Below are 13,593 nucleotides of genomic sequence, written 5' to 3'. Positions count from 1 at the left end.
CGCGCGAGGAATCATCTTTGTTTCCCTCCGTAATTCGCTGTTGCTCTGGACTCGATACAGCGGGGTGACGGTTTTTCCGAGCGCGCGAGGAAGTAAAAACCGTTATCCCGCCGAGGGCGTAAGCCCGAGGGCCCGAAGGGAGCGCCCCAGCGCTCACGTAGGGTGGAGTGGTTACTGGTTCACGGCTTAGAGGGAACGTTCCGACTGGACTCGAACCAGCGAGGCGAAGATTTTCCGAGCGCGCGAGGAACCAAAAATCTCAACCACCCCGTATGCCACTGTTGCGCTGGACTCGAACCAGACGGAGCCTGGAGCAGGCGCCCCAGCGCCTGCGTATGGCGGAGTGGTTACTGGTTCGAGCCAGAGGAGCAGATATAGCAAGAACCCCGGAACTTCGTTCCGGGGTTCTTGCTATATCTGCTCCCCCGACTGGACTCGAACCAGTAACCCTTCGATTAACAGTCGAATGCTCTGCCAATTGAGCTACGGGGGAATATTTTGTTTTCGTTGCGCGGTTTCCCTTGCAACGAGTAATAACTATACCGGGGGTCTCGGGGCTCCGCAAGCCGAAATATGATGAAGTGCATCACATTTCGTGGTGGCGGTGCGGAATCGCCCGCAGGGCGCCCTGCGGACCTCCGGGCTACGCCTCTGCCCCGTCGTCCCCTTCCCCATCGCGCCCGCATCGGGGGGGGCGTAGATGACACGCGGTCATAGGCGCGTTGGGCTGCGAGTTTAGGCGCGCTGGGCTGTGAGCTGACGGCGGCGCATCTCGAGCTCGAGGAGCTGCCGCTGCACGGCCTCGTACTCCTCATCGTCCGGGTTGGCGCTCAGCTGCTCCAAGCGCATCATCAGGTCGGACTTCTGGCGGGCAATCTGCTGCTCGAACAGGGCGTTGAGCGCACCGGTCACGAAGCCGGGCAGGCGCTCGGCGCTGCTGACGGGCAGGGGCGAGACGGCCAGCTCCGCAATGGCGGGGTGAACCCCCTCCACCGCGCCGGAGCGCACACAGTTGATCCACTCGATACCCGGCGTGGGCGCCATGACGGTTGCGGCGTGAATAATGCCGGCGGCCACCTCGCGGTGGGTGCGGTAGCGGAACTGCACGGTGGCGAGGTTACGCCACTGCTCCACGCTGATGAGCTCGGGGTGCTGCAGGGCAATCTCCAGGGCGGCCTTTTCGAGGCGCGCGACCGGGTCGTTGGGGTCGGGAGTGAGGAACTCCTCCGCCGCGGGAGCACCCTGAGCGGCACCCGGTTCCGCGCCGTTCTGTCCACCCGGGGCCTGCGCGTAGGGGATGCCGTAGTTCGCGGCGGGAGCGGGCGGATGCGCGGCGGCGTTATAGCCCGCGTAGGCGCTCTGAGCCGGGTACTCCTCGGGCGGGGGTGCGTCGTAGCCGGGGTCGTAGGGCGCATCCGCGGGGTACGGTCCGGCGGGGCCGCGCTCGGGCAGACGCTCGTAGCGGGGCGCCGCGGGGGCCTCTTCCCGGTAGCTGCGCTGGGTTTTGGGGTGGTTCTGCGCGTACGCCACGGCGCGCTGAATCTCGTCCAGCTCCAGGCCGAGCTGACCGGACACCTTGCGCATATAGGCGGGGCGCAGGTCGCGGTCCTTGATACCGGCAATAATCGGGGCGATGGCGCGCATCGCCAGCACACGGCCCTCCAGGGTCGCCAAATCGTACTTGGCGAGGGTCGTGTCAATGGCGAACTCGAAGAGCGGACGGCGCGAGGCAATCAGCGAGCGCACCGCGGCGTCCCCCTTGTGCAGGCGCAGGTCGCAGGGGTCCATGCCGTCCTCGGCCACCGCCACGAAGGTCTGCGCGACGAAGCGCTGGTCCTCCTGGAACGCGGCCATGGCGGCTTTCTGACCTGCGGCGTCACCGTCAAAGGTGAAGATGACCTCTCCGCCGGAGCCGTCGTCGGTAATCATGCGGCGCACCATCTTGATGTGCCCGGGGCCGAAAGCGGTACCGCAGGTGGCCACGGCGGTGGTGACGCCCGCCAGGTGCGCGGCCATCACGTCCGTGTAACCCTCCACGATGACGACCTGCTTCTTCTTGGTCATCTCGCGTTTGGCCAGGTCGATGCCGTAGAGCACCTGGGACTTCTTGTACAGCTGCGTCTCGGGGGTGTTGAGGTACTTGGGGCCCTGGTCGTCGTCGAAGAGGCGGCGGGCGCCGAAGCCGATGGTCTCACCGGCAATGGTGCGGATCGGCCAGATGATGCGGCCGCGGAAGCGGTCGTACAGGCCGCGGTTGCCCTCGGAGAACATGCCGGTCGCCTTCAGCTCCTCATCGGTGAAGCCCTGGGAGCGAAGGTGCTTGAGCAGGTGGTCCCAGCCGCGCGGGGCGTAGCCCACGCCGAAGTGGCGGGTGGCGGCGGGGTCGAAGCCGCGGGCACCCAGGAAGCGTTGCGCCTCCTGCGCGTCCGGCGAGTAGAGGTTGCGTTCGAAGAACTCGGCGGCAATCTTGTGCGCGTCGAGCAGGCGGCGACGCATGCCCGCCTCGTAGCGTTCGCCGGGGTTACCGCCCTCGTAGTGCAGGGTGTAGCCAATGCGGGCGGCCAGACGTTCCACGGTCTCCACGAAGCCGGTGTGTTCCATGGCCATGACGAAGGAGTACACGTCGCCGGACTCACCGCAACCGAAGCAGTGGTACGAACCCACCTGCGGGCGCACGTTGAAGGAGGGCGTGCGCTCGTCGTGGAACGGGCACAGGCCCTTGTACGTGCCGATACCCGCGCTTTTGAGGCTCACGTAGCCTTCAATGATTTCGCGAATATCGGTGCGAGCACGTACTTCGTCGATGTCTTCTTTGCGGATTAATCCAGCCATGAACTCAATTCTACGGTGGTGATGCGTGAGCCCCGGGGACGACCCCGGGGCGGGTTGGCTGAGGGTTCAGCCGCGATGGTTCGGACGGGGTTTAGCCGCCCGAGATGTCGAGCTCAGCCTCCACTAGGCCCAGGCGTTCGGCGTCGCCCAGGATGCGCGAGTCAAGCCAGCCATCGGGCAGGTGCGGCTGCTTGGGGCTGCCGGCGCGACCTCGAGAGCCCTCCACGGCGGCGCCGGGGTAGCCGATGGTGTGGTCGAGCTGGGCCAGCAGCTCGCGGAACGTCGCCAGGTCGGGCACCTGAGCCATCTTCGCGCGTAGCTCGCCGCCGACCGGGTAGCCCTTGAAGTACCAGGCCACGTGCTTGCGAATCTCGCGCAGGCCGCGGGTCTCGTCACTGAAGGTCTCGACCAGCAGTTCTGCGTGGCGGTAAATCATGTCGGCCACTTCTGAGAGGGTGGGGCGCACGCGCTCCGGGGAGCCTTCAAAGGCGTTCTGCAGGTCACCAAACAGCCACGGGCGGCCCTGGCAGCCGCGACCAATCACCACACCGTCCACGCCGGTCTGCTCGACCATGCGCACGGCGTCCTCGGCGGAGAAAATATCGCCGTTGCCCAGAATCGGCACGTCGGGAATCAGCTCGCGCAACTGCGCAATGGAATCCCAGTCAGCCTTACCCGAATAATGCTGAGCGGCGGTGCGGCCGTGCAGGGCAATCGCGGCCACGCCGGCATCGCGCGCAATCTTGGCGGACTCGAGGAACGTGATGTGGTCATCGTCGATGCCCTTGCGCATCTTAATGGTCAGCGGAATATCGTTGCGGGACGCCTCCTTGACCGCCGCCTGCACAATCGCGGTGAACAGGTCGGTCTTCCAGGGCAGGGCTGCGCCGCCGCCTCGGCGGGTCACCTTGGGCGCCGGGCAGCCGAAGTTCAGGTCAATGTGGTCGGCACGGTCCTCTTCAACGACCATGCGCACAGCCTTACCAACGTTGACCGCATCAACGCCGTAAATCTGAATGGAACGAATCTTCTCGTCCGGGTCGTGCTCGATGATGCGCAGGGACTCGGGCTTTCGTTCCACGAGGGCGCGCGCGGTCACCATTTCGGTCACGTACAGGCCGCCACCGTATTCGCTGCAGAGGCGGCGGAAAGCCTTATTGGTCACGCCGGCCATGGGGGCGAGGACCACGGGGGTGTCAACGGTCAGTTTGCCCAGCTTCAGGGGCGGAAGAGTCAGGCGGGGTGCTTCAGAATTCGCCCCTATATTGTGGCATACGGGGGCAAATCGGGAACCGCACTCAGCTGACGGGGTACAGAGCTATCGGGGTACGGCGGCGCAGTACAGCAACACAGTACGGCGGCACGGCACAGACTTAACAATGGTGGTGAGGCGCAGGCACGCGAAAGGGGCGGGAGAGTATTCCACTCCCCCGCCCCTCTCGGCAAGAACCAGCCGGCAGGCTCGGTGCCGAGAATATACTCGGGAATATACTCGGGAACCTACCCGAGAACCTACTCGGTCACGTAAATATAGGTCGGGTCACCCTCCACCGAGGCGGTACCGGCGCGCAGTAGCACGTCGGTCACCTGAACCAGCGCCTCCATGGCGTCGTCGACCTCCACCGTCACCGGGTACTTAGCGCTCAGCAGGGACAGCACCTGCATAATCGCCTCCACGGCGCCCTCATTATCGAAGTCGTAGCCCAGCAGCAGTTCGGTTGCGGTGTTCTCATTCACCAGGGCCGCCTCCGGGTCGGTCTCGAAGGGATGGTAGCTCACGGCGAAGGCCACGATCGGGCCCTTCTTACCCTCTGCGGCAGCCTCACGAATGTGGTCGCGAAGCACCACGGCGCCAAAAGCACGCACCTCATCCGAGAGGAAGTAGCGGTTCACCGTGCCCATACCCACCTCAGCGGGAACATCCCACTGATGCGAACGGCGGTAGAACTCCCAGAGGGCGGCGGTCAGCTCCACCGAGCCGGTCGCCAAATCCTCAATGGCCTGAGTCTCGTTACCGTCGGCGTCCTCGCGCAGAGACACCGGAGGAATCGCTCCCGGTTCCACGCGCACCATGCGGGAACGCTGAATCAGCTTCATGCCGGTCGCCTGCGCGAACTCCTCACCGTCACTAAACGGCGACAGCTTCACGCGCAGGGCGGTCGTCTGGCCGTTCGCCGCGGCCACCTCTCGCAGGGCGTCCATCAGGGCGGTGCCGATGCCCTGGCGGCGGTGGTCTGCCGCCACCTCAATGTAGGACCACAGGCGAGTCGGATGCAGGGTCGAGGCCACCACCGAACCGGCGGCAATCGGCACGCCGGATGCGGTCACCACCAGGGTGCTGCTGAACGGCGCATCCGTATCCGGGCCAAAGAGGCCACGCTGGCGCTCCTCAACCTCATTGCGGGCAGAGTTCCAAATCTCAAGCAGGGCGAGGTCGTCGCCTTCCTGCCAGGGGCGAATCTCAAATTTTTCGCTGAGGCGTTCTGCCATGTCTGTATGCTCTCCTTCACCTATACCCGTACGTGCCTGAGCCGCCGACGGGTTCCAAGCCGCGGCCCGCCCCGTCCGGCGTGACGACCCGCACTATCGCGTCTAACCAGGGTAGCCTAAATACACTGCGGCGGGTAGCCTCTTTCGCTCTCAGAGGCTACCCGCCGCAACGTAATGGTCAGTGGTTCGCGGGAATACTCCCGCCGCGGGCCGGTACTAGCCGGCCAGGCGTGCTGCCAGGTAGGACTTCACCTGGTCCAGGGCCACACGCTCCTGGCTCATGGTGTCGCGTTCGCGAATGGTCACGGCCTGATCCTCGAGGGTGTCGAAGTCCACGGTGATGCAGAACGGGGTACCGATCTCATCCTGGCGGCGGTAACGGCGGCCAATAGCGCCCGCCTCGTCGTAGTCCACGTTCCACAGGCCGCGCAGCTCCTCGGCCAGCTTGGTTGCCGGCTCGGACAGCTCAGCCTTCTTGGACAGCGGCAGCACCGCGGCCTTGACCGGTGCCAGGCGCGGGTCGAGCTTCAGCACGACGCGCTTGTCCACGCCGCCCTTGGTGTTGGGGGCTTCGTCCTCAACGTATGCGTCGACGAGGAACGCCATCATGGAACGGGTCAGACCGAAGGAGGGCTCAATCACGTAGGGCACGTAGCGTTCGCCGGTGGCCTGGTCGAAGTACTCGAGCTTGGCGTTGGAGTGCTCGTTGTGAACGCCCAGGTCGTAGTCGGTGCGGTTCGCGACGCCCATCAGCTCGCCCCATTCCGAGCCCTGGAAGCCGAAGCGGTACTCGACGTCGATGGTGCCGGCCGAGTAGTGTGCGCGCTCCTCCTTGGGAACGTCGAAGCGGCGCATGTTGTCCGGGTTGATGCCCAGGTCAACGAACCAGTTCCAGCAGTCCTCAACCCACTCGTTGAAGTACTTGTCAGCGTCGTCCGGGTGCACGAAGTACTCGATTTCCATCTGCTCGAACTCGCGGGTACGGAAGATGAAGTTACCGGGGGTGATCTCGTTACGGAAGGACTTACCGATCTGGCCGATGCCGAACGGCGGGCGCTTGCGGGAGGCGGTGACCACGTTGTTGAAGTTCACGAAAATGCCCTGAGCGGTCTCGGGGCGCAGGAAGTGCAGGCCCTCCTCATTATCGACCGGGCCCAGGTAGGTCTTCATCAGACCGGAGAAGTTCTGCGGCTCAGTCCACTCACCACGAGTACCACAGTTCGGGCAAGCAATCTCGCTCATGCCCTCGGCGGGGCGGCCCTTCTTCGCCTCAAAGTTCTCCAGCAGGTGGTCCTGGCGCAGGCGCTTGTGGCAGGAGAGGCACTCGACCAGCGGGTCGGTGAAGGTCGCGACGTGGCCGGAGGCCTCCCACACCGCGCGGGGCAGGATGACGGAGGAGTCCAGGCCGACCATGTCCGCGCGGGAGCGGACGAAACGCTGCCACCACTGCTGGCGGATGTTTTCCTTCAGCTCCACGCCGAGGGGACCGTAGTCCCATGCGGAGCGGGAACCGCCGTAGATTTCACCGGCCTGGAAAACAAAGCCGCGGCGCTTTGCGAGCGCAATAACGTTATCGAGGGTGGACTTTTCAGCCATAGTTACTCCTTCTGCCCCGCCACCGGCTGTGGCGTGCGTGAGTTCGGGTTGATGGGGGCGCTACCCAGAGCAGGGCGCCCGGTGTTCGCGCTCATCGGCGCAATATGCACACTTTTTGATGCAAGACACCAGGGTACCATCACCAACCCGCCCCTGGGTATGCCTACCCGGCCCACCACTCCCTCATTTTTGCCAGGCACCAGGATGCACCCGGCGGGATAAACTAGGAAGCATGGAAGAAATTTTTATTCGCGACGACATGATCCGCCTCGGCCAGTTCCTCAAGCTCGCCAACCTCGTAGAGGACGGTGCGCAGGCACGCGAGGTCATTCAGCACGGCCTGGTTAAGGTCAACGGCGACATTGAAGAAGCACGCGGCAAGCAGCTGCACCCCGGAGATACCGTGACGTTCAACGGCGTGACCGTGAAGGTTGCGCACGAGGACTAACCCGACCTCTTATTCCGTTTGAGATAGGCCTTTGTGGCAAGGCTAGGAGGCAGTGCTCGTCCTCGTTCCTCTCCCCCGGCCCAAGGAAGCAGCCGGTGCGCACCTTCCTACGCTCCTACAGGGGAACCCACCCTCTCGGGCGCTCCGCTCTCTCCTTGCTTCGCTGCGGAGAGCACCCGAGAGGGTACCCTGATGTCGCTTCCGGAAGGTGCACCGGCACGCTCCGGCAGCGGGGCCGAGGGCGGGTGCCCTGTAGGAACGAGGACGATAACCGCCTTCAGCGCGGAAAATAAGGCTAAACGTAAAGCCCCCGAATCGTCAGACCCGGGGGTTTTCTGCATGTCGATTAGGCGTCAGAGCCTTCCGCGGCGCCGGTCGCCTCCGCAACCTTCTGCGCACGAATACGCGGCTCCTTACCCTGCACCTTCGCCTCCAGGAACTCGCCTACATGGCGAATCTCCATGGCGCTCACGCCGTGATCCATTCCACCCATCTCGTCCATGGTCCCCATATGACCCTGAAAGGGTGCGCTTCATGGTGAAGCCTTTCAGGGTCATATGGGGCAGTGGAGAGAGGTGGTGAATCAGTGGACGGCGGTGGATGCCGGAGCAGGCGTGGTGTGTTCTTCCTTCGGACTGGTGGGAGCCAGGTGGGCCGGGTCCAGATCAATCCGGCGCAGCAACTGAGCGTTAAGCGCCACCACAATCGTCGACAGCGACATCAACACCGCAGCAGCAGCCGGGGGAAGCAGAATGCCGCTAGAGGCGAGCACGCCGGCGGCCAGGGGCACGGACAAGATGTTGTAACCGGACGCCCAGATGAGGTTCTGGATCATCTTGCGGTAGCTGGCCTGCGAGAGCTCAATCATCGACAATATTGCCCGGGGATCGTCACTGGCCAGGACCACTCCGGCGGATTCCATCGCCACATCCGTGCCGGCCCCGATGGCGATGCCGACCTCGGCGCGGGCCAGGGCCGGGGCGTCGTTGACACCGTCGCCGACCATGGCCACGCTCAGGCCACGCTCCTGTAACTGGGTGACCTTGGTGTCCTTGTCCTGGGGCAGGACCTCGGCGAAGACCTCATCAATCCCCAGGTCCTGGCCAACCGCATGGGCCACCTGCTGCGCGTCACCGGTAATCATCGCGACCTTCACCCCGCGGTCCTGCAGGGCTTTCACAGCGGCGCGGGATTCGGGGCGGATCTTATCCTCGACGGCCACCGCACCGATAATCTGACCGTCGCGGACAATATGGAGTACACCGGCCCCACGCCCGGTCCAGGCGCTGGTGGTGTCGGTGAGCTCGGCCGGGGTGGTGAGGTTGAACTCGCGCAGCATGTTCGGCCCGCCCACGAGGATCTCAGCGCCATCGACAGTGGCCCGGACCCCCCTGCCGGAGGCGGCGCTGAAACCAGTTGCACGGATTTGCCGACGAGAGGCCTCGGGATGGGCGGCCGCGGCCGCCACGATGGCGCGGGCCACGGGGTGCTCGCTGTCGGCCTCCGCGGCGGCGGCCAGGGCCAGCAGCTCGCCCTCGGTGACGCCGACAGTTGCCGCGACACCGGTGACCGCGTGCGCGCCCTCGGTCAGGGTGCCGGTTTTATCGAAGAGCACCACGTCGATGGTGCGCATCCGCTCGAGCGCCATCCGGTCCTTGATGAGCACCCCGGATTTCGCGGCCCGCTCGGTGGAGATCGCAATGACCAGCGGAATCGCCAGGCCCAAGGCGTGCGGGCAGGCGATGACCAGCACCGTGACCGTGCGCACCACGGCATCGTCCGGGCTGCCGATGGTGGTCCACACCACCGCGGTGATCAGAGCAGAGATCAGCGCGAACCAGAACAACAACGCCGCCGCCCGATCCGCCAGGGCCTGGGCCCGGGAGGAGGACTCCTGTGCGTCGGCAACCATGCGTTGGATCCCGGCCAAGGCGGTGTCCCCGCCGGTAGCCTCCACCCGGACGCGGACGGTGTTGTCGGTGGCCACGGTACCGGCGACCACCTTGTCACCGGTGTCGCGGAAGACGGGACGGGATTCGCCGGTAATCATCCCCTCATCGAATTCGGCGGCTCCGTCGATGATGGTTCCGTCGGCCGGCACCCGGGCACCGGCCCTCACCAGCACGACGTCGCCGACGACCAGCTCGGAGATGTCCACGGTGCGGGTGGTCCCATCGATGACTTTCTCGGCCTCATCCGGCAACAGGGCAGCCAGCGCGTCAAGCGCGGAGGACGCACCCCCGAGAGCGCGCATCTCCAGCCAGTGGCCCAGCAGCATGATGGTCACCAGCAGGGCCAGCTCCCACCAGAAGTCCAGGTCAAAACCGCCCAGCCCCAGAGTGGTGACCCAGGAGGCGACAAACGCCACGGTGATGGCCATGGCAATCAGGAGCATCATCCCGGGTTGGCGGGATTTCACTTCCTTCCATCCGCCCTTGAGGAAAGGCGTTCCGCCGTAGACGAAGATAATCGTGTCCAGTACCGGGGGAACCCAGGTGGATCCGGGGAATTCCGGGAGGGGGTAGCCGAGCAGGTGGGCGACCATGGGGCTGAAAATAACGACGGGAATGGACAGAATCAGCGACCACCAGAAGCGTTCCCGAAACATTGCGGTGCTGTGCCCGGCGTGTTCGCCGTGACCATGAACCTGGTGGTCTTCGTCCAGGACGGAGTGCGGGTGACCGTGGTGCATCGCCTGGCCGTGGGTGTCGGCGTCTGCGTGGTGTTCGTGGCTGGCATGATCCGGGTGGTGGGTGTGGTCTGTTTCCGGAGCGGGGTGATCGCCGGAATGGTGGGGAGTGTTCATGACGTTCCTTTCGCTCAACCCGGTCGGGGTCGAGATGATGGGTAAATCGATCAGGATAAGACGGTGTAGCCGGTCGCCTCGATAGCCCGGCGAACCATCTCCGGAGGTACGACACCGGTGACCGTGACGGTGGAAACACCACCAGCAGCGAGATCAACCTGGACGTCGTGGACCTGGGGGAGGGCCTGAAGGGCCTGGGTCACACTTTTCGCGCAGCGCCCGCAGGTCAGGCCGGTGACTTGGTAGCTAGAGGAGGACCCTCCTGCTGACGAGTCGCTGGCGGCAGGGTTGGAGACGGTGTCGGCACGTGAGGCAGGTCCGCAACAGCTGCAGCCGTGGGAGGCCATCGGCAAGAGGCGGGGCGGGGCGGTAATCATGGGAAAGCTCCTACGGGTCGATGGGATGCGGGGATACTACTCTCCAGCATATACCCCCCTGGGGTATGTTTTGAAGGACGGCGATGTTGCTCTCCAGTATATACCCCCTGGGGGTATATTTTCAAGGGGTGGAGGGCACAGCCCTCACGCGGGGCAGGACGTGGTCACCGAGGTCTGGGACACCACCTGGATCGGTGATGAACGCATCGTCGATGTCCACATCGGCAACTTGCATCGCAAGCACGGCACCGACACCCGGGGCCGGCGGGCAGGTCCGGATTAGCGTCCACCGACAGGGGGCGTCCACCACGCTCATCCACGTCGCCAATGACGGCGAGGGCATCCCACCTGGCCAGCTCGGACACATCTTCGAACGCTTCTACCGGGGGGGCTGCCCGCAATCGGGACAACGGCGGGGCCGGTATCGGTCTGATCATCTCCAAGGCATTGAGCGAGGCCCACAGCGGCACTCTCACCATCACCTCCTCCGGGCCCGGTCGCGGAGCGGTGTTTACCCTCCGTCTCCCGCTGTCCCCTCCCGACAGTGAGGAGGCTGCTCGGTGACCACGCCCTGCCCCGCGTGAGGGCCGTGCCCTCCACCCCTTGAAAATATACCCCCAGGGGGTATATACTGGAGAGCAACATCGCCGCCCTTCAAAATATACCCCAGGGGGGTATATGCTGGAGAGTAGCATCCCCGCATCCCACCGACCCGTAGGAGCTTTCCCATGATTACCGCCCCGCCTCTTGCCGATGGCCTCCCACGACTGCTTCTACCACAGCCTCACGACCTGCCTGGGGGAACTCGACAATGAGGATATCCAGGTCACGATCACCGATGAGGCGACCGGTGAGGCGCTGGTGGACGAGGCGACAACCACCTTCGACAATGGGTTTGGCTTCTGGCTTCCCGATGATGCCACCGGCCTGATTGAGGTCAGCTCCCAGGGGCGTACCGGCACCACGGAGTTTTCCACCACCGACGACGGTGCCACCTGTGTCACAGACCTGCGCCTGACGTGATGGCTCAGCAGAGTCCTCACCTGCGCCTGTCTTCCGTATCACTGAAATCTTGCACCAAGAAAGGTTAAATCATGACGAACACGTTTCCCCGACGACAGTTTCTGCTCGGCGGGCTCGCCCTCGCCGGCACCGGGGTCTTGGCCGCCTGCACCAGCAACCCTGGACCCGCTGCCTCGACACCAGGTCCCTCCCTTCACCCCACTCCCACCCTCACTGCGCTCGGTGAGCCGACGGTGCGCCGGACGCTGACCGCCCGGCCCCTCTCCCTGGATATCGGCGGCATCGAAGCCAAGACGTGGGGATACGTCTCTAACACCGGGGATGCGGCCATTGAGGCTACCGCCGGCGACGTCCTCCAGGTCGATATCACCAATGAACTGCCTGAGAGCACCTCCATCCACTGGCATGGCATCGCACTCCACAACGCAGCCGACGGTGTGCCCGGCATGACCCAGGACCCCATTGAACCTGGCAAGTCTTTCTCCTATGTTTTTAAAGTCCCCCACGGTGGCACCTACTTCTACCATTCCCATGCCGGCCTGCAGCTTGATCGCGGCCTCCACGCCCCACTGATCATCCGTGACCCGCAAGACGCTGAGGACCATGACGTCGAGTGGACCATCGTGCTCGACGACTGGGTCGATGGCATTCAGGGCACTCCCAATGATGAGCTCGACAAGCTAACCGGAATGGGTTCGGGCGACCATCACGGGAAGATGGGAATGGGAAATCATCACGGCACCCCGGACCGGGTACTGGGCGGGGATGCCGGCGATGTGATGTATCCGTACTACCTCATCAACGGACGTATCCCCCGTGCTCACCGGACCTTCGAGGCTCGCCCGGGCAACAAGGCCCGCCTGCGGTTTATCAACTCCGGCGGTGACACCATCTTCAAGGTGGCCCTCGGGGGTCATCGCATGACCGTTACCCACACCGACGGCTTCCCTGTCCAGCCCTTGGAGACCGAATCGATTTACCTGTCGATGGGCGAGCGTGTTGACGTCGAGGTCATCCTCGGCGACGGCGTCTTCCCGCTCACGGCTTTGGCGGTGGGTAAGAACGACCGCGCCTTCGCCGTCATCCGCACCGCCGGCGGCCAGGCCCCCAGCCCCGATGTCGACTTCCCCGAGTTGTCGTCCACCGGACTGCTTCTGTCCTCCCTGAAGCCAGCAGACCGTGCACTCCTGCCCGAGGGCACACCAGACCGAGAAGTCAGCATCGACCTGGACGGGCAGATGATGCCGTATAAATGGAGCATTCTCACCGACGGCCAATCCTCCTCCGCGACCGTGCAGGAGGGCCAGCGCCTGCGGATGGTCATGCGCAACAGGACCATGATGCCCCACCCCATGCACATCCACGGCCACACGTGGTCGCTGCCCGGCAGCGGCGGGCTACGCAAGGACACCGTCCTTCTCCGCGGCGGTGAAACCATAATCGCCGACCTGATCGCTGAGAACCCCGGTGAGTGGGCATTTCACTGCCATAACGCCTATCACATGGAAACCGGGATGTTCAGCTCGCTTCGCTACAAGTAACCCCCACAGCAGGGTTGAGTGCCGAGGTGGGCAGAGTCGCTACAGGCCACCCACCGGGCAGCACGATGACCTTCCTCGGTGTTGTGCTCTTCCGGGACAACCAGAACACCGTCTTCTTCCCCACCGCCCCGGAATAAGAAGATCTAATCCGTGCCGAGCACACCCCGCAGAGCCGCCATCGTGGTTGCCGCGGTGCTCCCCCTCGTTCCTCCCCTCACTAAGCAGGGGCGGGGCGCCGCATATTTCCTCATGCTGAGCGCTGGAGGCGCTGGTGACCGTCCTCGTTCCTACAGGGAACCCGCCCTCGCTTCGCTTCGGGCACCCTGATGTCACTACGGACGACACCGCCCCTCCGCTCACACCAAATCGCGTACCTCGGACAGCCGGGGTAGCTATACCCTCCGGAAGCGACATCAGGGTGCCGCCCCGGGCACTCTCCGCAGCGAAGCAAGGAGAAGCGGAGCGTCCGGGTGCGGCGGG

At 64.5% G+C, this 13,593-nt stretch carries 10 protein-coding genes, 1 tRNA gene and 1 pseudogene; 4 read left to right on the top strand and 8 right to left on the bottom strand.

Features of this window, described 5'->3' with window-relative positions:
- Window positions 1–420 precede the first annotated feature (420 nt).
- From HMPREF2944_RS03705 to HMPREF2944_RS03685, 5 genes are all read right to left on the bottom strand, one after another.
- A tRNA-Asn gene (locus HMPREF2944_RS03705) sits at window positions 421–493 on the bottom strand.
- 242 nt (window positions 494–735) lie between these two features.
- A complete protein-coding gene (gene dnaG / locus HMPREF2944_RS03700) occupies window positions 736–2,832 on the bottom strand; it encodes a DNA primase (RefSeq protein WP_070680618.1) in 2,097 nt (698 codons plus the stop codon).
- A gap of 91 nt (window positions 2,833–2,923) precedes the next feature.
- Entirely contained in the window at window positions 2,924–4,096 is a 1,173-nt protein-coding gene (gene dusB, locus HMPREF2944_RS03695) for a tRNA dihydrouridine synthase DusB (protein WP_070680616.1), read from the bottom strand.
- A gap of 248 nt (window positions 4,097–4,344) precedes the next feature.
- Window positions 4,345–5,322 (bottom strand): GNAT family N-acetyltransferase, encoded by a 978-nt coding sequence (locus HMPREF2944_RS03690; RefSeq protein ID WP_070680614.1) that lies wholly within the window; start codon window positions 5,320–5,322, stop codon window positions 4,345–4,347.
- 216 nt (window positions 5,323–5,538) lie between these two features.
- Entirely contained in the window at window positions 5,539–6,918 is a 1,380-nt protein-coding gene (locus HMPREF2944_RS03685; RefSeq protein ID WP_070648924.1) for a glycine--tRNA ligase, read from the bottom strand.
- Window positions 6,919–7,150: 232 nt separating this feature from the next.
- Here HMPREF2944_RS03685 and HMPREF2944_RS03680 point away from each other — a divergent pair, with 232 nt between their 5' ends.
- Entirely contained in the window at window positions 7,151–7,366 is a 216-nt protein-coding gene (locus HMPREF2944_RS03680; protein WP_005508828.1) for an RNA-binding S4 domain-containing protein, read from the top strand.
- A gap of 346 nt (window positions 7,367–7,712) precedes the next feature.
- Here the strand turns inward: HMPREF2944_RS03680 and HMPREF2944_RS09245 are convergent, their stop codons facing one another.
- The 3 genes from HMPREF2944_RS09245 to HMPREF2944_RS03670 all read right to left on the bottom strand — a co-directional run bounded on the left by HMPREF2944_RS09245 (window position 7,713) and on the right by HMPREF2944_RS03670 (window position 10,549).
- Window positions 7,713–7,868 (bottom strand): hypothetical protein, encoded by a 156-nt coding sequence (locus HMPREF2944_RS09245; RefSeq protein ID WP_168165817.1) that lies wholly within the window; start codon window positions 7,866–7,868, stop codon window positions 7,713–7,715.
- Between the two features lie 81 nt (window positions 7,869–7,949).
- Entirely contained in the window at window positions 7,950–9,974 is a 2,025-nt protein-coding gene (locus HMPREF2944_RS03675) for a copper-translocating P-type ATPase (RefSeq protein ID WP_070680754.1), read from the bottom strand.
- Between the two features lie 248 nt (window positions 9,975–10,222).
- Entirely contained in the window at window positions 10,223–10,549 is a 327-nt protein-coding gene (locus HMPREF2944_RS03670; RefSeq protein WP_070680612.1) for a heavy-metal-associated domain-containing protein, read from the bottom strand.
- A gap of 233 nt (window positions 10,550–10,782) precedes the next feature.
- Between HMPREF2944_RS03670 and HMPREF2944_RS09005 the strand changes: the two are divergent.
- The 3 genes and pseudogenes from HMPREF2944_RS09005 to HMPREF2944_RS03655 all read left to right on the top strand — a co-directional run bounded on the left by HMPREF2944_RS09005 (window position 10,783) and on the right by HMPREF2944_RS03655 (window position 13,113).
- Window positions 10,783–11,113: pseudogene (locus HMPREF2944_RS09005) on the top strand (sensor histidine kinase).
- Between the two features lie 189 nt (window positions 11,114–11,302).
- Window positions 11,303–11,572 (top strand): CueP family metal-binding protein, encoded by a 270-nt coding sequence (locus HMPREF2944_RS03660; protein WP_210398451.1) that lies wholly within the window; start codon window positions 11,303–11,305, stop codon window positions 11,570–11,572.
- A 71-nt stretch (window positions 11,573–11,643) separates the two neighbouring features.
- Window positions 11,644–13,113, top strand: a complete 1,470-nt coding sequence (locus tag HMPREF2944_RS03655; RefSeq protein ID WP_070680606.1) for a multicopper oxidase family protein — start codon at window positions 11,644–11,646, stop codon at window positions 13,111–13,113.
- Window positions 13,114–13,593: the final 480 nt, after the last annotated feature.

It is taken from the genome of Rothia sp. HMSC072E10, from assembly GCF_001813965.1.
In the GTDB taxonomy this organism is placed as follows: Bacteria; Actinomycetota; Actinomycetes; order Actinomycetales; family Micrococcaceae; genus Rothia; species Rothia mucilaginosa_A.
The sequence above is the reverse complement of the archived record's forward strand: the minus strand, read 5'-3'. Positions and strand labels throughout refer to the sequence as shown.

What these genes read in the sequence shown, in the direction of transcription:
- HMPREF2944_RS03680 (WP_005508828.1), top strand. Translation starts at nt 7,151, where the DNA reads ATGGAAGAAATTTTTATTCGCGACGACATGATCCGCCTCGGCCAGTTC.
- HMPREF2944_RS03690 (WP_070680614.1), bottom strand. Translation starts at nt 5,322, where the DNA reads ATGGCAGAACGCCTCAGCGAAAAATTTGAGATTCGCCCCTGGCAGGAA.
- dnaG (WP_070680618.1), bottom strand. Translation starts at nt 2,832, where the DNA reads ATGGCTGGATTAATCCGCAAAGAAGACATCGACGAAGTACGTGCTCGC.
- HMPREF2944_RS03670 (WP_070680612.1), bottom strand. Translation starts at nt 10,549, where the DNA reads ATGATTACCGCCCCGCCCCGCCTCTTGCCGATGGCCTCCCACGGCTGC.
- HMPREF2944_RS03655 (WP_070680606.1), top strand. Translation starts at nt 11,644, where the DNA reads ATGACGAACACGTTTCCCCGACGACAGTTTCTGCTCGGCGGGCTCGCC.
- HMPREF2944_RS03685 (WP_070648924.1), bottom strand. Translation starts at nt 6,918, where the DNA reads ATGGCTGAAAAGTCCACCCTCGATAACGTTATTGCGCTCGCAAAGCGC.
- HMPREF2944_RS03675 (WP_070680754.1), bottom strand. Translation starts at nt 9,974, where the DNA reads ATGTTTCGGGAACGCTTCTGGTGGTCGCTGATTCTGTCCATTCCCGTC.
- HMPREF2944_RS09245 (WP_168165817.1), bottom strand. Translation starts at nt 7,868, where the DNA reads ATGGACGAGATGGGTGGAATGGATCACGGCGTGAGCGCCATGGAGATT.
- HMPREF2944_RS03660 (WP_210398451.1), top strand. Translation starts at nt 11,303, where the DNA reads ATGGCCTCCCACGACTGCTTCTACCACAGCCTCACGACCTGCCTGGGG.